General features: G+C 71.9%; 17 protein-coding genes and 2 pseudogenes. 10 read left to right on the plus strand and 9 right to left on the minus strand.

From position 1 onward, the window contains the following. Nucleotides 1-19: 19 nt before the first annotated feature. Nucleotides 20-1,243, minus strand: coding sequence for a helix-turn-helix domain-containing protein (locus AB0442_RS18495; RefSeq protein ID WP_366164019.1), 1,224 nt, complete (start codon nucleotides 1,241-1,243; stop codon nucleotides 20-22). 225 nt (nucleotides 1,244-1,468) lie between these two features. Between AB0442_RS18495 and AB0442_RS18500 the strand changes: the two genes are divergently transcribed. Further along, entirely contained in the window at nucleotides 1,469-2,626 is a 1,158-nt protein-coding gene (locus AB0442_RS18500) for an acyl-CoA dehydrogenase family protein (protein WP_363539400.1), read from the plus strand. A gap of 28 nt (nucleotides 2,627-2,654) precedes the next feature. Here the strand turns inward: AB0442_RS18500 and AB0442_RS18505 are convergent, their stop codons facing one another. Further along, nucleotides 2,655-3,299, minus strand: coding sequence for a TetR/AcrR family transcriptional regulator (locus AB0442_RS18505; RefSeq protein WP_366164021.1), 645 nt, complete (start codon nucleotides 3,297-3,299; stop codon nucleotides 2,655-2,657). Nucleotides 3,300-3,507: 208 nt separating this feature from the next. On the opposite strand from AB0442_RS18505, the gene AB0442_RS18510 reads away from it, so the two are divergent. From AB0442_RS18510 to AB0442_RS18530, 5 genes are all read left to right on the plus strand, one after another. Further along, entirely contained in the window at nucleotides 3,508-5,034 is a 1,527-nt protein-coding gene (locus AB0442_RS18510; RefSeq protein WP_366164023.1) for a long-chain fatty acid--CoA ligase, read from the plus strand. A gap of 224 nt (nucleotides 5,035-5,258) precedes the next feature. Further along, a complete protein-coding gene (locus AB0442_RS18515; RefSeq protein ID WP_366164025.1) occupies nucleotides 5,259-6,476 on the plus strand; it encodes an acetyl-CoA C-acetyltransferase in 1,218 nt (405 codons plus the stop codon). Further along, nucleotides 6,473-7,159: an HAD family phosphatase gene (locus tag AB0442_RS18520; RefSeq protein WP_366164026.1), complete on the plus strand. Its 687-nt coding sequence runs from the start codon at nucleotides 6,473-6,475 to the stop codon at nucleotides 7,157-7,159. Before AB0442_RS18515 ends, AB0442_RS18520 begins: the two co-directional genes overlap by 4 nt. A gap of 4 nt (nucleotides 7,160-7,163) precedes the next feature. Further along, on the plus strand, nucleotides 7,164-7,919 hold the full coding sequence (gene fabG / locus AB0442_RS18525; protein WP_366164028.1) for a 3-oxoacyl-ACP reductase FabG: 756 nt from the start codon (nucleotides 7,164-7,166) through the stop codon (nucleotides 7,917-7,919). A 23-nt stretch (nucleotides 7,920-7,942) separates the two neighbouring features. Continuing rightward, entirely contained in the window at nucleotides 7,943-8,395 is a 453-nt protein-coding gene (locus AB0442_RS18530; protein WP_366164029.1) for a MaoC family dehydratase, read from the plus strand. On the opposite strand, the gene AB0442_RS18535 is transcribed toward AB0442_RS18530, so the two are convergent. Continuing rightward, a complete protein-coding gene (locus tag AB0442_RS18535; protein WP_366164030.1) occupies nucleotides 8,376-8,852 on the minus strand; it encodes a hypothetical protein in 477 nt (158 codons plus the stop codon). The two genes, AB0442_RS18530 and AB0442_RS18535, sit on opposite strands and share 20 nt — an antisense overlap. 636 nt (nucleotides 8,853-9,488) lie before the next feature. Here AB0442_RS18535 and ctaD point away from each other — a divergent pair. Then, on the plus strand, nucleotides 9,489-11,234 hold the full coding sequence (gene ctaD / locus AB0442_RS18540; RefSeq protein WP_366164031.1) for a cytochrome c oxidase subunit I: 1,746 nt from the start codon (nucleotides 9,489-9,491) through the stop codon (nucleotides 11,232-11,234). A 95-nt stretch (nucleotides 11,235-11,329) separates the two neighbouring features. Then, entirely contained in the window at nucleotides 11,330-11,677 is a 348-nt protein-coding gene (locus tag AB0442_RS18545; protein WP_366164032.1) for a hypothetical protein, read from the plus strand. Between the two features lie 33 nt (nucleotides 11,678-11,710). Here AB0442_RS18545 and AB0442_RS18550 read toward each other — a convergent pair. The 3 genes and pseudogenes from AB0442_RS18550 to AB0442_RS18560 form a co-directional block, all read right to left on the minus strand. Further along, nucleotides 11,711-11,791, minus strand: a pseudogene (locus AB0442_RS18550) (hypothetical protein); the annotation flags it as partial. Between the two features lie 159 nt (nucleotides 11,792-11,950). Beyond that, on the minus strand, nucleotides 11,951-13,075 hold the full coding sequence (locus AB0442_RS18555) for an SPFH domain-containing protein (RefSeq protein WP_363539380.1): 1,125 nt from the start codon (nucleotides 13,073-13,075) through the stop codon (nucleotides 11,951-11,953). A 13-nt stretch (nucleotides 13,076-13,088) separates the two neighbouring features. Next, on the minus strand, nucleotides 13,089-13,343 hold the full coding sequence (locus AB0442_RS18560; protein ID WP_366164033.1) for a hypothetical protein: 255 nt from the start codon (nucleotides 13,341-13,343) through the stop codon (nucleotides 13,089-13,091). Nucleotides 13,344-13,961: 618 nt separating this feature from the next. On the opposite strand from AB0442_RS18560, the gene AB0442_RS18565 reads away from it, so the two are divergent. Continuing rightward, the gene (locus AB0442_RS18565) at nucleotides 13,962-14,114 is read left to right on the plus strand and encodes a hypothetical protein (protein ID WP_366164034.1); all 153 of its coding nucleotides are present in this window, start codon (nucleotides 13,962-13,964) and stop codon (nucleotides 14,112-14,114) included. Further along, the gene (locus tag AB0442_RS18570; RefSeq protein ID WP_366164035.1) at nucleotides 14,092-14,775 is read left to right on the plus strand and encodes a BTAD domain-containing putative transcriptional regulator; all 684 of its coding nucleotides are present in this window, start codon (nucleotides 14,092-14,094) and stop codon (nucleotides 14,773-14,775) included. Before AB0442_RS18565 ends, AB0442_RS18570 begins: the two co-directional genes overlap by 23 nt. Before the next feature lie 530 nt (nucleotides 14,776-15,305). On the opposite strand, the pseudogene AB0442_RS18575 reads toward AB0442_RS18570, so the two are convergent. The 3 genes and pseudogenes from AB0442_RS18575 to AB0442_RS18585 form a co-directional block, all read right to left on the minus strand. Then, a pseudogene (locus AB0442_RS18575) lies at nucleotides 15,306-15,701 on the minus strand (response regulator transcription factor); the annotation flags it as partial. Next, nucleotides 15,698-16,897 (minus strand): histidine kinase, encoded by a 1,200-nt coding sequence (locus AB0442_RS18580; protein ID WP_366164037.1) that lies wholly within the window; start codon nucleotides 16,895-16,897, stop codon nucleotides 15,698-15,700. The gene AB0442_RS18580 and the pseudogene AB0442_RS18575, both read right to left, overlap by 4 nt. Beyond that, nucleotides 16,897-17,721 (minus strand): CPBP family intramembrane glutamic endopeptidase, encoded by an 825-nt coding sequence (locus AB0442_RS18585; RefSeq protein WP_366164038.1) that lies wholly within the window; start codon nucleotides 17,719-17,721, stop codon nucleotides 16,897-16,899. Before AB0442_RS18585 ends, AB0442_RS18580 begins: the two co-directional genes overlap by 1 nt. Nucleotides 17,722-17,950 lie beyond the last annotated feature (229 nt).

Raw genomic sequence — 17,950 nt, forward strand, 5'->3', positions numbered from 1 at the left:
CCCGACGGGGGCCGGTGCGTCACCCGAGCCAGTGCTGCAGCTCCAGTGCGAGGCCGATCTGCAGCCCGCGTCCGGGACGCGGCCTGGGCAGCAGGGCGTCGGCGCGGGCGATGCGGTTGAGGACCGTGTTGCGGTGGGTGTACAGCCGGCGCGCGGCGCGGCCGGCGTTGCAGTCCTCCTGCAGGTAGACGCGCAGCGTCCGGGCGAGTTCGGGGGACGCGTCGGCCAGCTTGCCGAGCGTGGCGGCGACGAACTCGCGTGCCTGGTCCTCGTCGTGTGCCGCCATGGCGACGACCTGGACGTCCTCGTAGGCGGTGAGACGGGGCGGCTGGTGCATCCGGAACATCAGCCGCTGGGCGGTCAGCGCCTGCTGGTGGCTGAGCCGGAAACCGGTGGGACCGTCACCCGGCATCCCGGCGGCCGCACGGGCGTTGCTGCCCGTGGCGGCGAGCGCCTCGGCGAGGACCTCGGTGTCCACCCGCCCGGGAACCGCGATCCAGGCCCACAGCACCGAGATCCCCGCGACGACGGTGAGGGGCCGCCGGGCTCCGGCCGCCTCGGCGATCGCATCGGCCGCGGACTCCAGCTCGCCCTGCTCCGCCACGCCGGGCGCGTGCCACAGCACCAGGGCCAGATGACGCCGGCGCAGGTCGTAGCCGAGGCGCGCACTCGCCCGCTCCTCGCCGATCGGCGCGCCCTGCAGCAGGAGGTTGACGGTCTCCAGCCGCCGGGCCGGCATGCCGCCGACGAGCTGGTCGCGTTCGTGCTCCACGTGCTTCTGGACGCCGGCCAGGGTGCGGTCCACGAACCGGGACATGGAGCGGGCCGCCAGGTCGAGGGAGGCCTCCAGCACCTCCGGTGGGGCCGGCTCGGCGAGCGCGGCGCGCATCCAGTACCGCCACAGCAGGTTGTGCCCGCGCCAGTAGCCCTGGACCAGATGGCGCTCGTCGACGCCGCGTCGGACCATGTCGCGCGCCACGTCCAGGATCTGCGCCGTCAGGTCCGCGGGAACCGGGCGGCCGGGACGGAGCCGGTTGGCGCGTACCCAGCGCCCGACGGTGTCCCGGTTGCTCGCGGCGATCTCCTGGGCCATGACCGGGTCGGTCGGCGCCTCCGGCGTGTCGGGGGCCAACTGCTGACCGATCTCGGCGAGCAGCTCGTCCAACGCGCCCTGCATCCGCTCCGCGGTCGCCCGGATGTGTTCCGCCACCTCGGGCGCGGGCGCCGCCCAGCCGTCCTTCATGGTCCCAGGCTAGCCCGGACCACATTGGGCAGGCTGCACACTCATGGGCCGATGTCTTGTGCAGATGCACCTGGCCATGCGCGGGCCCGCACCCTAGGTTGAGCGCGTCGCAGGACAGAACCGCAGCTCAGGTCCGCCGGACACCGCCGTCGGCCGCCTCGCGCGGCCCGCGGCGAAGACCACCGGCGGTCGCCCGGACACCCGGGCGCAGAGGAGGGACAGGCAGTGCAGCGCTCCGTCTACACCGAGGACCACGAGAACTTCCGGGAGATGATCCGGGACTTCATCGCCCACGAGGTCGTGCCCCACTACGACGCCTGGGAGGCCGCCGGCCACGCGCCGCGCGAGTTCTACCACAAGCTCGGCGACCTGGGGATCTTCGGCATCGAGGTCCCGGAGGAGTACGGCGGCTCGGGTGTCGGCGGCTTCAAGTACCAGGCCGTGGTGGTCGAGGAGCTGATGCGCGCGGGCGTGTCCTTCGGCGGCTCCGGCGTGCACACCGGTCTGGTGCTGCCGTACCTGCTCGAGTTCGCCGACGACGAGCAGAAGAAGCGCTGGCTGCCCGACTTCGTCTCCGGGCGGATGATGACGGCGATCGCGATGACGGAGCCCGGCACCGGCTCGGACCTGGCGGGCATCCGCACCACCGCGGTGCTGTCCGAGGACGGCACCCACTACGTGCTCAACGGCGCGAAGACCTTCATCACCGGCGGTGTCCTCGCCGACCTGATGCTGGTGGTCTGCCGCACCTCCCCGGCCCCGGCGGACGACCGCCGCGGCGGCCTGTCCATCCTGTGCGTGGACACGAGCAGCGAGGGCTACGCGGTCGGCCGCAAGCTGGAGAAGATCGGCCTGCGCAGCTCGGACACCGCCGAACTGTCCTTCACCGACGTCAAGGTGCCGGTGGAGAACCTGCTCGGCGAGGAGGGCAAGGCGTTCGCGTACCTCGCCCACAACCTGATTCCCGAGCGTCTCGGCATCGCCGTGTCCGCCGTGGCCGCCGCTGCGGCCGCGATCGACTTCGCGCTCGCCTACACCCGTGACCGCAAGGTCTTCGGGCAGCCCGTCTCGGGCTTCCAGAACACCAAGTTCGTCCTCGCCGAGTGCGCCGCCGAGGTGGCCGCCGCACAGGCCCTCTGCGACCGGGCCCTGGACCTCATCGAGCAGCAGGAACTCACCTCCGCCGACGCCGCCGCCACCAAGCTCTTCTGCACCGAGACGGCGTCGCGGGTCGTCGACAAGTGCCTGCAGCTGCACGGCGGCTACGGCTACATGCTCGAGTACCCCATCGCCCGCCTCTACACGGACAACCGCGTCTTCCGCATCTACGGCGGCACCAGCGAGGTCATGAAGACGGTCATCGCCAAGTCCATGGGGCTGTGACCGCAGCGGGCCCTTCCCGCGGCCGGTACTACGCCGGGTCGGCGCCGAGCATGCGGAGGACGAGGTCGGCGTACTGCTGCCCCAGGGCCCGCGGTGAGGTGCGCATGCGGTCCTCGTACCAGCGTGCGACGTCGATGCCGAGCGAGAGCACGGCGCGGCCGGCGGCCTGCACGTCGCGGACCTCGAACACACCGGCCTCGATCCCCTCGCGCACGAGTCCCTGCGTGAGGTGCTCGATCCTGCGCCGCAGGTCCACCACGGTGCGGTAGTCGTCCTCGGGCAGGGACTTCAGCTCGTACGCCACGACCCGGGCCACGGCGTGGCGGCGGGCGTGCCACTCGGTGAACTCCCGGGCCAGCCGGCCCATCCTCACCACCGGGTCACCCGCCCCCGTGACGGCCCGGTCCACCACGGCGAGGATCTGCTCGTGGCCGCTGCGCACGATCTCGAAGAGCAGGGCGGCCTTGGACGGGAAGTGGACGTAGAGCGCCGCCGAGCTCATCCCCGCCGCCGCGGCGATGTCGCGCGTGGTGGTGGCGTGGTAGCCCTGCCGGGCGAAGCACTCGAGGCCGGCCGCCATCAGCCGGCGGGCGGTCTCCGGTTGGACGTCGGGCCACAGCTCGTCCGCCAGGGCGGCCGGGGTGGACGCAGATCTTCCCTCGCTCCGACGCATGTGCCGACCCTATCAACCGCGCCGCGGAAATTACCCGCCAGTAACACTTACTAAGCGCTTGCTTAGCACCGGTGGGGGTCATAGCCTCCGTCACACGCCCGCACCGCAGGCGACCGCCCACGCCCCTCTCCCCAGCCGCCTCCGGGACCGCCGACCGCCGCCCCGCCCACCCGGGCCGCACAGCACCCATCCCCTCGGGAGTGCCCTCATGAGCTTCAACCTCGCGACCATGCTCCGGGAGTCGCGCCAGGCCCGTCCGGACAAGCCGATGTGCCACTTCGCGGACACGTCCTTCAGCTACGCGCAGGTCGACGAGATCTCCGGCCGCGTCGCGAACGGCCTTCGCGCCCTCGGGCTGGAGCGCGGCGACAAGGTCGCCGTCCACCTGCCCAACGTGCCGCAGTTCCTGTTCACGTACTTCGGGATCCTCAAGGCGGGACTGACGATGGTCCCGCTCAACCCTCTGCTCCGCGCCCCCGAGATCGCCTACCACCTCGACGACTCCGACGCGAAGCTGCTGGTGACCTTCGAGTCGTTCGCCGACGAGGCGCTCAGGGGCGCACAGCAGGTCGAGGGCGTCACGACGTACGTCGTCACCTCGCCGAGCGGCGCGGGGCTGCCGGCGGGCACGGTCCACTACGACGAGCTCTGCTCCGGTGAGGACACCGGCGAGATCGAGCCGACCGATGCGGACGACACCGCCGCGCTGCTCTACACCTCGGGCACCACCGGCCGGCCCAAGGGCGCCGAACTCACCCACTTCCAGCTCTACATGAACTGCACCGTCGCCGGAGAGCTGTTCGGCTTCCGCGAGGACGACATCGCCGTGGCGGTGCTGCCGCTGTTCCATGTCTTCGGGCTGTCGAGCGTACTGAACGCCTGCGTCCGGTACGGCGGCACGATGGTCCTCGTGCCCCGGTTCGAGCAGGGGCCGGTGCTCGACGCCGTCGAGCGGCACGGTTGCACGGTCTTCTCCGGCGTGCCCACCATGTACGTCGCCCTCCTGTCGGCCGACACCTCCGGCCGGGAGCTGGGCTCGCTGCGGGTCGGGGTCTCCGGCGGAGCCGCGATCCCCGGTGAGGTGATCCGCGCCTTCGAGGAGAAGTTCCCGGGCGTCGTGGTCCTGGAGGGCTACGGGCTGTCGGAGACGGCGAGCACCACGACGTTCAACACCAGTGCCGAGGCCCGGAAGGTGCTCTCGATCGGCAGGCCCATCTGGGGCGTTCAGGTACGGGTGGTCGACGAGGACGACGAGGAGCTGCCACCGGGGCCCGACCACGTCGGCGAGATCGTCGTCCGCGGCCACAACGTCATGAAGGGCTACTACAAGAGGCCCGAAGCCACCGCCGAGGCGTTCAGGAACGGATGGTTCCACACCGGCGACCTCGCCTACGCCGACGAGGACGGATACCTGTTCGTCGTCGACCGCAAGAAGGACCTGATCATCCGCGGCGGCTACAACGTCTACCCGCGCGAGGTGGAGGAGGTCCTGTTCACGCACCCGGCGGTGGCCGAGGCGGCCGTCGTCGGCAGGCCCCACGAGAGGCTCGGCGAGGACGTCCTGGCCTACGTCGCCCTCAAGCCGGGCGCGTCGGCCACACCGGAGGAGATCGCCGCCTACTGCAAGGACAGGGTGGCCGCGTACAAGTACCCGCGCGAGGTGCGCCTGGTCGACGCACTGCCCAAGGGGCCGACCGGGAAGATCCTCAAGAAGGCGCTCCGCACGGGGTCGTGAACCACCCGTCGCTCCGCCGCGGTCGATCCGTGCCGCGGCGGGGCTGCGGCACGCCCTCGTGCCGCGAGAACACTTCTCGGCGGTCGCCGCCACTGCCGCAATCGGCGGCCCGGCGTGTGACGCGGTCCACACCGGGCCGCCGGATCGGGCCGGTTGACGCCCGTGTCGCACTCCTGCAGCCTGAGGAGCTAAGCAAGCGCTTAGTAAGTAACGAAGGGAAAGACATGCCCGAAGCCGTCATCGTTGCCACGGCCCGCTCGCCGATCGGCCGGGCCTTCAAGGGCTCGCTGAGGGAACTGCGCCCCGACGACCTCACCGTCCAGATGGTCCGGGCCGCCCTCGCCATGGTGCCCCAGCTCGACCCGGGGACGATCGACGACCTGGTACTCGGCTGCGGCCAGCCGGCCGGCGAGTCCGGCTTCAACATGGCGCGCATCGTCGCCGTCCTCGCCGGACTGGACTCCGTCCCCGGCACCACGGTGAACCGCTACTGCTCGTCCAGCCTGCAGAGCACCCGGATGGCACTGCACGCGATCAGGGCCGGCGAGGGCGAGGTGTTCGTCTCCGCCGGCGTGGAGACCGTCAGCCGCTACACCAAGGGCAACGCGGACGGACTGCCCGACACCATGAACCCGGTCTTCGCCGAGGCGCAGGCCCGCACCGAGCGGTTCGCCGAGGGCGGCCGGACGTGGGTGGACCCGCGCACCCGGGGCCAGCTGCCGGACGCGTACATCGCCATGGGCCACACGGCCGAGAACGTCGCCCGGTTCAAGGGCATCAGCCGGGCGGAACAGGACGCCTTCGGCGTGCGCAGCCAGAACCTGGCCGAGAAGGCGATCGCCGACGGCTTCTGGGAGCGCGACATCACCCCGGTGACCCTGCCCGACGGCAGCCGGGTGGCCCAGGACGACGGGCCACGGGCCGGGGTCACCCTCGACACGGTCTCCCAGCTGCAGCCCGTCTTCCGCCCCGACGGCACCGTCACCGCCGCCAACTGCTGCCCCCTGAACGACGGTGCCGCCGCCCTCGTCGTCATGTCGGACACCCGGGCGAGGGAGCTCGGCATCACCCCGCTGGCGCGGATCGTGAGCACGGGCGTCTCGGCGCTGTCCCCGGAGATCATGGGCCTGGGGCCGGTCGAGGCCTCGAGGCAGGCCCTGGCACGTGCCGGCCTGACCATCGGCGACATCGACCTGGTCGAGATCAACGAGGCGTTCGCCGCCCAGGTCATCCCGTCGGCGCGCGACCTCGGCGTGCCGGAGGAGAAGCTCAACGTGAACGGCGGTGCCATCGCCGTCGGCCACCCGTTCGGCATGACCGGCGCCCGGATCACCAGCACCCTCATCAACTCGCTGCAGTGGCACGACAAGCAGTTCGGCCTGGAGACCATGTGCGTCGGTGGCGGCCAGGGCATGGCGATGGTGCTGGAGCGGCTCTCGTGACCACCGTGGAGGCCGTGGTCTTCGACTACGGCGGCGTCCTCACCGGACCGGTCCGGAACTCGATCGCCGCGTGGCTGCAGGCCGACGGCATCCGGCCGGAGTCCTTCTCCCGGACGCTCCGGTCCTGGCTGTCCCGCGACGCAGAGGACGGCACCCCCGTCCACCGGCTGGAGACCGGCGAGCTGACGGCCGACGAGTTCGACGCACTGCTCGCCGCCGAACTGGTCACCGTCCACGGTGCGCCGGTCGAGCCGGTCGGCGTCCTCGCCCGCCTGTTCGCCGGGATGCGGCCCGACCCGGCGATGTTCGAGCTGGCCGGCGAGCTGCGCGACCTCGGGATCCGGGTGGCCCTGCTGTCCAACAGCTGGGGCAACACCTACCCGCGCGAGCGGATCGACCCGCTCTTCGATCCCGTCGTGATCTCCGGCGAGGTCGGCCTGCGCAAACCGCTGGCCCCGATCTACCGGTTCACCCTGGACCTGCTCGGAGTTCCGCCCGAGCGGGCGCTGTTCGTCGACGACGCCGAGCCGAACGTGCTCGGCGCCCGTGCGGTCGGCATGCAGGCGTTGCTCCACACCGACGCCGGCACCACCCGGGCCGCGCTCGCCGACCTGGTCCCCGGCCTGTCCCGACGGCCACTCCCGGCCCCCACCACCAACACCCACGACTCGAAGCGGAGTTGACCCAATGAACACCACTCGTACCGCCGTCGTCACCGGAGCGGCCCGCGGCATCGGAGCCGGCGTCGCGAAGCGACTCGCGGCCGACGGCCTGTCCGTCGCCGTCATCGACCTGGACGAGCAGGCCTGCAAGCCGGTCGTCGAGGAGATCGAGGCCGCCGGGGGCCGGGCGCTGGCCGTCGGGGTGGACGTGACGGACGAGCCCGGCGTGCAGGGCGCCGTGGACCGGATCGCCCGGGAACTGGGCGCGCCCACCGTGCTGGTCAACAACGCCGGAATCACCCGCGACAACCTGCTGTTCAAGATGACCGCCGACGACTGGGACGCGGTCATGAACGTGCACCTGCGCGGCTCGTTCCTGATGACCCGCGCCGTCCAGGGCCACATGACCGAGGCCGGCTGGGGCCGGATCGTCAACCTTTCGAGCACCTCCGCACTGGGCAACCGCGGCCAGGCCAACTACTCCGCGGCCAAGGCCGGGATCCAGGGCTTCACCAAGACGCTCGCCATCGAGCTCGGGAGGTTCGGCGTCACGGCCAACGCGATCGCCCCCGGGTTCATCGAGACCGAGATGACGGCCGAGACCGCGCGCCGGATCGGCATGACCTTCGAGGAGTTCAAGGCGGCCGCGGCGACGCAGATCCCGGTCGCCCGGACCGGCAGGCCCGAGGACATCGCGCACGCGGTGTCGTTCTTCGCCGGCGAGGGCGCCGGGTTCGTCTCGGGCCAGGTCCTCTACGTCGCCGGCGGACCGCAGGACTGAGCAGAGGAACGAGGAGAGAGCACATGAAGACCTTCCACGGCATCGAACAGTTCGCGCAGGCGGCCGGCACCCACCTCGGGTACTCCGACTGGCACACCGTCACCCAGCAGCAGATCGACACCTTCGCGGAGGCGACCGGCGACCACCAGTGGATCCACGTCGACCCCGCGAAGGCGGCGCAGGGTCCGTTCGGCTCCACCATCGCGCACGGCTATCTGACCCTGTCGCTGGTGCCGATGCTGGTCTGGCAGGTGTACCGGGTCGAGGGCCTGAGCATGGGCGTCAACTACGGTGCCGACAAGCTCCGTTTCCCGTCCCCCGTCCCGGTGGGCTCCAAGGTGCGCGCCGGGGTGGAACTGTTGTCGGTGGTGCCCGGCGGCGGTGGCCACCAGGCGACGGCGAGGGTGACCGTCGAGGTGCAGGGCGGCCACAAGCCGGCCTGCGTCGTGGAGACCGTCAGCATCCTGGTGCCCTGATCGTCCCGACCGCAGGCGGCCGCGGAGACCGACGCGCCGGTCGCCGACCGGCCCGGCCACGTCGGCGGGCCGTCCACAGCAGCCCGTGCAGGCGGTGCTCGGACCCGTCCGTGCGCCGGACGGCGACGACGGCCACGTCGTCGCCGAGCCGCCCACCGGCGTGAGCCAGCAGGTCACGGCGGATGTGGTTGACCAGCGCCTCCGGCGTGCTGCCGGCCCACCGCCGGACGTCCCCGACGATCATCCGCGCCCCGCCGTCCGTACGGGTCGCCGTGTAGAGGTCACCGCCGATCTGCGCCTCGTGCTCGGCGGCCAGGCACACGGTGGCGATCTGCAGCGGGCCGATCCGCTCGGGAATCGGGCGCAGCAGCGCGCGCTGGGCGGCCTCGGCCACCGACTGGGCACGGGCGAGCTGCCGGGCGCCGCGCTCCAGGACCACCGCGAAGACCACGGTCATCGTGGACAGTGCGGCGGGTGCGGCGAGCTGCGCCGGGTGGTTGCCGCTGGTCAGGCCGCCGCGCAGGACGGCGATGAGGACACCGGCGGCGACGGTGAGCGCGGCGACGGCGTCGGGCGCCCGACCGGGCGTACCGTCGTATCGGCCTCGTACTGGACGTACTCGGGCGATGCGGCGGTGCGTCCGGTCGTGGGGGCACCTCCCGGCCGAAGGCTGGGGGAGATCCGGCGTCGCGCGCGCGGCGGGAATTGTCAGACAAGCCCTAGCGCCGTTCGACGTCCATGCCCTCAAGAACGCGCCGCGCCCGGGGGCCGGGGCATCCGGCACGTACGGGCTTCGCGACAGGCCGCCCGTACGGCGTACGCCACGACGGGATTTCGACTGCCCTGGTCGACGGCCGCTCCGCCCCGCTCCCGCCCACGGCTCTTCCGGTACTCGGTGATCAGGTGGCGGCACGGGGCGCAGCACGGCTCCCGGGTGCGCCGCCGAGACACCTGACAGCACCTCGGGCAGCTCGGACCTCCGGCAAACGGGTGACGCCGCCGCGGATCCACCCGCCGTTCACCGTGCGCAGCCGTCCGACTCCACCATGATGGTGGCGATCGGGGCGAAAAGGGCGAGGAGAGTGCTGAACCGATGACCGCTGGGACGGAAACCGCGCAGGTGAGTGCGCAGCCACGGGGACGGGGCAGGGTTCTCGTGCAATGGCTCACCACCACGGACCACAAGAAGATCGGGACGCTCTACCTGGGGACGTCGTTCGCCTTCTTCCTGGTCGCGGGTGTGATGGCCCTGGTGATGCGCGCCGAACTCGCCCGCCCCGGCAATCAGATCATCTCGAACGAGCAGTTCAACCAGCTGTTCACGCTGCACGGCGGTGCGATGCTGCTGATGTTCGCGACCCCGCTGTTCGCGGGCTTCGCCAACTGGTTCATGCCGCTGCAGATCGGCGCCCCGGACGTCGCCTTCCCCCGGCTGAACATGTTCGCCTACTGGCTCTACCTGTTCGGCTCACTGATCGTCGTCGCCAGCCTGTTCACCCCGCAGGGCGCGCCCGACTTCGGCTGGTTCTCCTACCCGCCGCTCTCCGACGAGGTGCGCTCCCCGAACATCGGCGGGGACATGTGGATCATGGGGCTGTCCTTCTCCGGCTTCGGCACGATCCTCGGCTCGGTCAACTTCATCACCACCATCATCTGCATGCGCGCGCCCGGCATGACGATGTTCCGGATGTCGATCTTCGTCTGGAACGTCCTGCTGACCGGCGTGCTGGTGCTCCTGGCCTTCCCGGTGCTCGCCGCGACCTTCCTCGCGCTGGAGGCCGACCGCAAGTTCGGGGCGCACGTCTTCGACGCGGCCAACGGCGGCGCCATCCTCTACCAACACCTGTTCTGGTTCTTCGGCCACCCCGAGGTGTACATCATCGCGCTGCCGTTCTTCGGCATCGTGTCGGAGATCGTCCCGGTCTTCAGCCGCAAGCCGATGTTCGGCTACTCCGGCCTGATCGCGGCCACCATCGCGATCGCCGGCCTGTCGGTGACGGTGTGGGCGCACCACATGTTCGTCACCGGGCAGGTGCTGCTGCCGTTCTTCTCGTTCATGACCTTCCTGATCGCGGTGCCGACCGGGGTGAAGTTCTTCAACTGGGTCGGCACCATGTGGAGAGGCTCGCTCAGCTTCGAGACCCCGATGCTGTGGGTGATCGGTTTCCTGGTCACCTTCCTGTTCGGCGGTCTGACGGGAGTTCTGCTGGCGGCGCCGCCGATCGACTTCCACGTCTCCGACTCGTACTTCGTCGTCGCCCACTTCCACTACGTGGTCTTCGGCACCGTCGTCTTCGCGATGTTCGCCGGCTTCCACTTCTGGTGGCCGAAGATGACCGGCAAGATGCTCGACGAGCGTCTCGGCAAGATCACCTTCTGGACGCTGTTCGTCGGCTTCCACACCACCTTCCTCGTCCAGCACTGGCTCGGCGCGGAGGGCATGCCCCGCCGCTACGCCGACTACCTGGCCTCGGACGGCTTCACCACGCTGAACAGCGTCTCGACCGTCGGAGCCTTCCTGCTCGGCCTGTCGATCCTGCCGTTCCTCTACAACGTCTGGAAGACGGCCAAGTACGGCGAGAAGATCGAGGTGGACGACCCGTGGGGCTACGGCCGCTCGCTGGAGTGGGCGACCTCCTGCCCGCCGCCGCGGCACAACTTCCTCACGCTGCCGCGGATCCGCTCCGAATCACCGGCGTTCGACCTGCACCACCCCGACATCGCCGCCCGCGACTACCTCGACAACCACGGCGAGCCCGCCAAGCACCTCACCGGTGTGACCCCCGCCGAGTACGACGATCCGCAGCGCCGCGGGCCCCGCCCCGGCGGCCGCGCCTGACCACCGGTCCTGGCGAAGCCGACGACCGCCGTCCTGCGGGAACACGGTCCCGCAGGACGGCGCAGCCGCCCCGCCTGCCGTCCGTGAGGTTCGTGATGGACGAAGACACCGCCGACATCGCCGACACCGGCCTGCGACAGCTGGAGGGCTACCTGCTGTGGCAGGCGGAGATCGCCACGGCCCAACGGGACGCCGCCGCCTTCACCGAGCTGTTCCCCTGGCTCTCGACCGGGCAGCGCGAGGAGGTCGCACAGGCGTACGTCCAGAAGCGTCTGCAGGTGTCCCGCCAGGCCGTCACCCACATCGCCCAGCGCTGTCGGGAGCTGCGGAGCGAGTACGAGGACCGGTACCGTCGCCTGAGGCTCGGCCTCGTCGCCCTGCTCCCCTTCGCCACGGCCCTGGGAGCGGCCGCCGCCGCGGTGGCGACCCGCTCCTGGCAGTGATCCACCACCGAAACCACCCGCTCCACGGCCCGACTACCGCGAGCCCCTGCTTCGATGAGCGGCGATCAGGTTGCGGTACCAGGCGTACGAGGCCTTCGGGGTGCGCTTCTGCGTCTCGAAGTCGACGTGGACGAGGCCGAAGCGCTGGTGGTGGCCCTCGGCCCGTCGAACGCCCTGTCACCTTGTCGGCCCGTCAGCCCCGGGCAGCGCACGACCGGACCACGAGGCCCCGAAGGGATGGGCTCTTGCCCCTCACGACGGACGGCGTTCCCGTCACTCGACGCCGGTCGGCTCACCGTCCTGTTCGACGCGGCCCTCCGGTGCGCCCAGGCCCCGGCGGACCGAGTCCAGGATCGTCAGGCCCTGGCTGACCAGGCCGGCGGCGATCTCGCCCAAGCCGTCGGCGCCGTTGAGAACGTTGACGTTGGCGCCCGCGAGCCCACCGGCCGCCTCCTTGACGATCTGCGGCAGCTGGTCGATCAGCATCCGGTCCAGCGCCACCCGGTCGTGCGAGGCCGCCGCCTCGGCCTGGATCTTCATCCGCTCCGCCTCGGCCAGTGCCAGGACCCTGATCCGCTCGGCCTCCGCCTCGGCCGGCTTCACGACCTCGGCGACCAGCTGCTGCTGGCGCAGCTCGGCCGCGCGTTGGGCCAACTCGGTCTGCGCCGTCAGCACCTCCTGCTGCGCGTGCGCCTGCGCCAGCGGGCCGGCCTGGGCCGCCTGGGCCTGGGCCCGATCCACCTCGGCGGTGTACTGCGCCTTCACGACGGCCGTCTCCCGGGCGTACTCGGCCTGCTTCCGGGCGGACTGCTGCTCCGCCTCCACCGCGGCCTGGGTGGCCTGTGCCTGGGCGATCTGGGCCTGGCGCTGGATGGCGGCCCGGTGCGGGGCCGACATCGCGGCGATGTAGCCGGTGTCACCGTCGTCGATCGACTGAATCTGGAGCGAGTCGACGATCAGGCCGATCTTCGCCATCTCGGCCTTCGAGGTGTCGAGCACCTCGGTTGCGAGTTTCTGCCGCTCGGTGACGATTTCCTCGACCGTCATCGAGCCGATGATGGCGCGCAGGTGCCCGGCGAAGATCCGGCCGGTCAGCACGGACATCTGGTCCTGGTCGGAGAGGAAACGCTGGCCGGCGTTGACGATGCTCTCGGTGTCGTTGCCGACCTTGAAGGCGATCACCGCCCGCGCCGTCAGCGCGATGCCCTGCTTGGTGACGCAGGTTTCGGCAACCTCCGCCTCGCACATCGCCAGGGTCAGGAAGCGGACCTTGCGGAAGATCTGCAGGACGAACGCCCCGTGCCCGGTCACCACGCGGAACGGCGCGCCGGCAAGGCCCCGTCTTCCACCGGAGATCAACATCGCCTGGTCGGGGGCGGGAACGCGATAACCGAACATCCTGGTTGCCTCCTCAGCGAGGTCCGTCGGGAAGGTCGGACCCCGGGTCGCCGGTGGGGTCGGTCCACTCCATGACGTCGACCTGGCGGGTACCGCGCGATTCGATCACCAGGACCGGCGTTCCCTCGGGCAGCGGCTCCTCCGACCAGGCCAGGAAGGTCTCCGAACCGCCCCTGATCCTCACCAGGACCTCACCCGGGCCGGCGGCTCCCCGGGTCCCGATCACCAGCGTGCCGGGGCAACCGATCACGGCCTCGTCCGACACCATCGACGGCCGCCCCTTTCACCTGTCGTACGCCGCGCCATCATCGTCGCAGCACCGGCCGACCGCAGCGGGCAGGCGCGCGGCCGGGTCCCCGTACTGGAGGAGCCCCGCTCCGAGGTGTCACCGGCGCTCGCGCTGCCGACGGGGTGCGCAGGCGGGACGTGTGCCGCCCACCGTGCGACTGCCTCGGTCCCGTGGATGACGACGGGACCCACACACCGTCGCGGTCGGCGTCAACAGCCGCAGATGCCGCCTCCCACGCGTCGCCCGACCACAGTGAACGGCTGGCCCGATGGGCGGCGATCAGGCCGCGGTTCCAGGTGTACGACGCCTTCGGGGTGCGCTGCTGCGTCTGGAGGTCGACGTGGACGAGGCCGGGGCCCCGGTGGTGGCCCTCGGCCCGCCGAACAGGACGTCGTCGTCGCGGGACCGTGACCGCACGCCCCCCCTTCAAGGTGACCGGACCGGCGGCTTCGCGCGCCGCTTCCGACGGGTCGCCGCGCCCGGCGGGCGATGGCGCGATACCGACCGGCCCGCTTGTCGGCGCTCATCGCCTCCGCAACATGACCGGATGTCGGATTCGGTCGCGCAAGGAGGATCCCTCTGGAGCTGCACTTCAGCATGCTCGGATCGCTCAGGGCCCGGCGCGGTGATCGGGAGCTGCGGCTGAACCGGGCCCGGGATCGCGCGGTGCTCGCCGTCCTGCTCGCCCACGTCGGGCGGCCGGTGCCCGTCGCGGAGATCATCGACGGTGTCTGGGGGCGAGGAGGGTGACGAGGCGCCGAACCGGGCCAGGGGGCTGCCCGCCACCATGTACCGGCTGCGCAACATCCTGGCCGACGAGGACGGCACCGCCGAGGGCGGCGATGTCCTGCGGCACGTCGGCAAGGCGTACCGGCTGGACGCGGACCCGGCGAACATCGACCGTACGGTGTTCCTCGCCGAGCTCGCCGCCACCGCCGCCCGCCGGAACCGGCAGCCCGAGCGGGCCCACACCCTGCTCACGGCCGCGCTCGGCCGGTGGTCCGCGCCGGTGGCCCTGGACGGCGTGCCGGGCCCGTACCCCGAACACGACCGCCGGATGCTGGCCGGGCGCCGGGAGGAGGCCCGGCGGGCCCGGCTCGAACTCGACGTCGAACTCGGACTGACGCTCACGGCGGAACCCGAGCCGGAGCCGGGCACCGTCGTCCCCCACGCGCTCGTGCTGGCCCGGGCCGGCCGCACCGAGCAGGCCCTCGCCCTGCTCGCCGGCTCCGCCTCCGGCGGCGAGGCAGAGGCTCTGGCGGCACGTCTGCGCGACCGGGCCCCGGACCTGGCGAACTGGACGACCTGGGCCTCCCGGACCGCCCCCGCCCGGTTCGCCGACCGTTCCAACTCCCGCCGGACATCGCCGACTTCACCGGCCGGGCGCTGGCCGAGCTCGCCACCGCCCTGACCACGCCGGGCCCACGCTGGGTCACCGTCACCGTCACGGACCACCCGGCTACGGCAAGAGTGCGCTCGCCGTCCACGCCGCCCACCGGCTCGCCCCCGGCTATCCCGACGGCCAGCTCCACGCCGACCTGGACGGGAAGGTCCCCCGCGCGGACCCGGCCGCCGTCCTGGCCGCCTTCGTGCGGGCCCTGGGCGTCGAGGAACCGGCCGTCCCGCCGGGCCTCGCCGACCTGCGCGCGCTCTAACCTCCAACTGCTCGCCGGGCGGCGCGTCCTGGTGTTGCTCGACGGCGCCGTCGACGCCGAGCAGGTCCGCCCGCTGTTGCCGGCCGAACCCGGAAGCGCGGCTCTCGTCACCGCCGGTCGACCGCTGCCAGGCGGACGCACCGTCACCGTCGGCCGGATGACGCCCGACGAGGGGGTCGAACTGTTGTCCCGCGCCCTGGGTCCCGGGCGCCTGGCTCGGGAACCGGGCGCGGCCCGGGCCCTGGCCGCTGCGTGCGACCATCAGCCCTGCGCCTGGCCGCGAGCCGGGGTCGAGGAGGGCCGCGCCGGTGGCCACGGTCCGGATGCCGTGGAGCAGCCGGTCCGCAGGGGCGTCCTTGAGGAGGAAGCCGCAGGCGCCGACGCGCAATGCCTCGTAGACGTACTCGTCCAGGTTGAACGTGGTCACCACGAGGACCTTGACGGGGTGGGGCACTCCGACGCCGGCCAGCAGGCGGGTGGCTTCGAGGCCGTCGAGGACCGGCATGCGGATGTCCATCACGACGACGTCGGGTCGTACCTTGCGGGCGAGGTCGACCCCCGTCCGTCCGTCTCCGCACTCGCCCGCCACCTCCATGTCGGGCTGGGCACCGATGATGGTGACCAGGCCGGTGCGGACCAGCATCTGGTCGTCGCAGACCAGGACCCGGATCGGTGCGCTCACGAGGCGCCGTCGGCGGGGACGCGTGCCCGGACGGTGAAGCCGCCGTCCGGGCCGCAGCCGGCGCTGAAGTCGCCGCCCAGGACGTCGACGCGCTCGCGCAGGCCCGCCAGGCCCCGTCCACTGCCGGCGGCGACGGCGGTGGCGCGTGAGCCGGTTCCGTCCGTGCTGACCTCCACGGTGATCTCCCCCTCGCCGCGCTGGACCTGCACGGAAGTGCGGCTGCCGTGAGCGTGCTTGAGGGCGTTGGTCAGTGCTTCCTGCACCACCCGGTAGGCGACGAGGTCGGCGCCGCCGGTCGATGCCGGCGGTGCGCCCCGCTCGGTGAGGTCCACGGGCTGTCCGGCCCGGCAGGTCTGCTCGACGAGCGTGAGGACCCTGCCGACTGCCGGTGTCCTGGCCTGCGTGGGATCCGCCGGTCCGACGCGGTGGTCGGTGCCGTGACCGGTGTCGTGACCGGGGTTGAGCAGGTCCAGCAGGTGACGCAGGTCGGTGAGGGCGCGGCGGCCGGTGTCGCTGACGGCGGTCAGGGACCGCTCCAGCCGCTCGGGTGCGGCGGTCAGGTAGCGGGCGGCCTCGGCCTGGCCGACCATCGCGGTCACGTGGTGGGTCACCACGTCGTGCAACTCGCCGGCGATGCGGACGCGTTCGGCAGTACGGGTCTCGGCAGCCACGCGCTCGCGGCGTGCGGCCTCCGCGGCCCGGGTGGAACGCAGCCACGTCCCGGCTCCCCAGGCCAGGGCGAGCGCCAGGTAGAACGTCACGAACTCCGTCGCCGTCTCGCCGCCCGAACCGAGCCGGGCGAGCGCGATCGCCAGGGGCACGTACGCCACGGACAGAAGGACCACGGTGGTGCGCCGGCACCGTTCCAGATGGAATCCGGCGCTGATCAGCGCGACGGGCAGGGCGGTCCCGGCGGCCGAGTGGTAGCCGCACACCTGGTCGAGGGCGAAGCCGCACGCCACCAGCCCGAGACAGACGACCGGCCACCGCCGGCGCACCACGAGGGAGAGGCATTCGAGCGCGAGGGCCACGACGGCCGGCGCGTCGAAGGGGCGGGTCGGCAGGTCCCCGACCTGCGTCCCGTGGCCGCGCAGTCCCGGGAGGAACGACGCGACCAGGAACACTGTCCCGAGGGGGAGGTCGCGGAGGGCGACGTCGAGCCGGCGCCACACCTGACCGGCCCCCTGAAGGCTCATCACCGGGCGAGTGCAGCGAGGGCGTCGACGCGCTCGGCACGCCGGCGGGGGACGATGCGGCCGCACCGACGGGCCAGCCACAGGAAGACGACCGTGAGCAGCGCGCCGAACAGCGTCGCGTACACGCTGGCCTCCGGGCCGAACTCGCCGCCGGTGATCAGCGTGGCCCCCGAGGTCGAGGCGTCCAGCAGTCCGTGCGTGTCGCCGTTGCCCGACACCTCGGTGCCGAAGATGCCGGACTCCGCGAAGTTCCAGCCGAAGTGCAGGCCGATCGGCAGCCACAGGGAGCGGGTGGCGGCGTACGCGGCGGCGAGCATGCCGCCGGCCTCGATGGAGACGGCGACGCCGCCCAGCAGGGTGGCGTCCTCGTTGAGCAGGTGGGACGCACCGAACGCGGTGCCGGACAGGGCCAGCGCGAGGTACGTTCCTAGGCCGCGCTCCACGAGCCGGAAGAGCAGGCCGCGGAACATCAGTTCCTCCGTGACGGCGGCGCCCGCCATGAAGCCGACCAGTCCGATCGCCCCGGTCGGCGAGCCGAAGCCGTGGACCGTGTAGTCCCCGAGGACGTAGAGGTTCGCAATGACGGCTCCGAACATCACGGCCCCGGCCACCAGGCCCCGCAGGAGCGATCCGGAGGCTCCCTCGCGGGCCAGTTCCGTGACCGGGCGCCGCTCGGTACGCCCCACGGCCCATCGGTAGACGAGCACCGGGAGCACGGCCGTCAAGCCGCCCCAGAGGAGCGAGAGCCACGGGTCGTCCTGGACCGCGGTGGCACCTTGACCGCCGACCGCACAGGCCAGGACCACGGCCAGGATCTGCCACACCAGTTTTCACGACGACTCCTTCTTCGGTTCCGTTTCCGGTTCCCCGTCCGGGCCGTGACCGAGGCGCCGTGGCTGAACCGAACGCTAGGGAAACGGTGATGGGGAATCGTCACCTCACGGAGGACACCTGCACGTGGCTCTCACGGGGGACAGAACCCCCGGCCACTCCCCCGTCGGCCGTCCGGTGCCGAACCTGCGGACGATCCGCCCGACCCGGGTAGGCGTCGGC

The organism is Kitasatospora sp. NPDC085895 (genome assembly GCF_040702125.1).
Taxonomy (GTDB): Bacteria; Actinomycetota; Actinomycetes; order Streptomycetales; family Streptomycetaceae; genus Kitasatospora; species Kitasatospora arboriphila.

Bases quoted from the DNA above. Each gene is read 5' to 3' on its own strand.
- AB0442_RS18495 (WP_366164019.1), bottom strand. From the start codon at position 1,243: ATGAAGGACGGCTGGGCGGCGCCCGCGCCCGAGGTGGCGGAACACATC.
- AB0442_RS18505 (WP_366164021.1), bottom strand. From the start codon at position 3,299: ATGCGTCGGAGCGAGGGAAGATCTGCGTCCACCCCGGCCGCCCTGGCG.
- AB0442_RS18510 (WP_366164023.1), top strand. From the start codon at position 3,508: ATGAGCTTCAACCTCGCGACCATGCTCCGGGAGTCGCGCCAGGCCCGT.
- AB0442_RS18515 (WP_366164025.1), top strand. From the start codon at position 5,259: ATGCCCGAAGCCGTCATCGTTGCCACGGCCCGCTCGCCGATCGGCCGG.
- fabG (WP_366164028.1), top strand. From the start codon at position 7,164: ATGAACACCACTCGTACCGCCGTCGTCACCGGAGCGGCCCGCGGCATC.
- AB0442_RS18530 (WP_366164029.1), top strand. From the start codon at position 7,943: ATGAAGACCTTCCACGGCATCGAACAGTTCGCGCAGGCGGCCGGCACC.
- AB0442_RS18535 (WP_366164030.1), bottom strand. From the start codon at position 8,852: ATGACCGTGGTCTTCGCGGTGGTCCTGGAGCGCGGCGCCCGGCAGCTC.
- ctaD (WP_366164031.1), top strand. From the start codon at position 9,489: ATGACCGCTGGGACGGAAACCGCGCAGGTGAGTGCGCAGCCACGGGGA.
- AB0442_RS18545 (WP_366164032.1), top strand. From the start codon at position 11,330: ATGGACGAAGACACCGCCGACATCGCCGACACCGGCCTGCGACAGCTG.
- AB0442_RS18555 (WP_363539380.1), bottom strand. From the start codon at position 13,075: ATGTTCGGTTATCGCGTTCCCGCCCCCGACCAGGCGATGTTGATCTCC.
- AB0442_RS18560 (WP_366164033.1), bottom strand. From the start codon at position 13,343: ATGGTGTCGGACGAGGCCGTGATCGGTTGCCCCGGCACGCTGGTGATC.
- AB0442_RS18565 (WP_366164034.1), top strand. From the start codon at position 13,962: ATGCTCGGATCGCTCAGGGCCCGGCGCGGTGATCGGGAGCTGCGGCTG.
- AB0442_RS18580 (WP_366164037.1), bottom strand. From the start codon at position 16,897: ATGAGCCTTCAGGGGGCCGGTCAGGTGTGGCGCCGGCTCGACGTCGCC.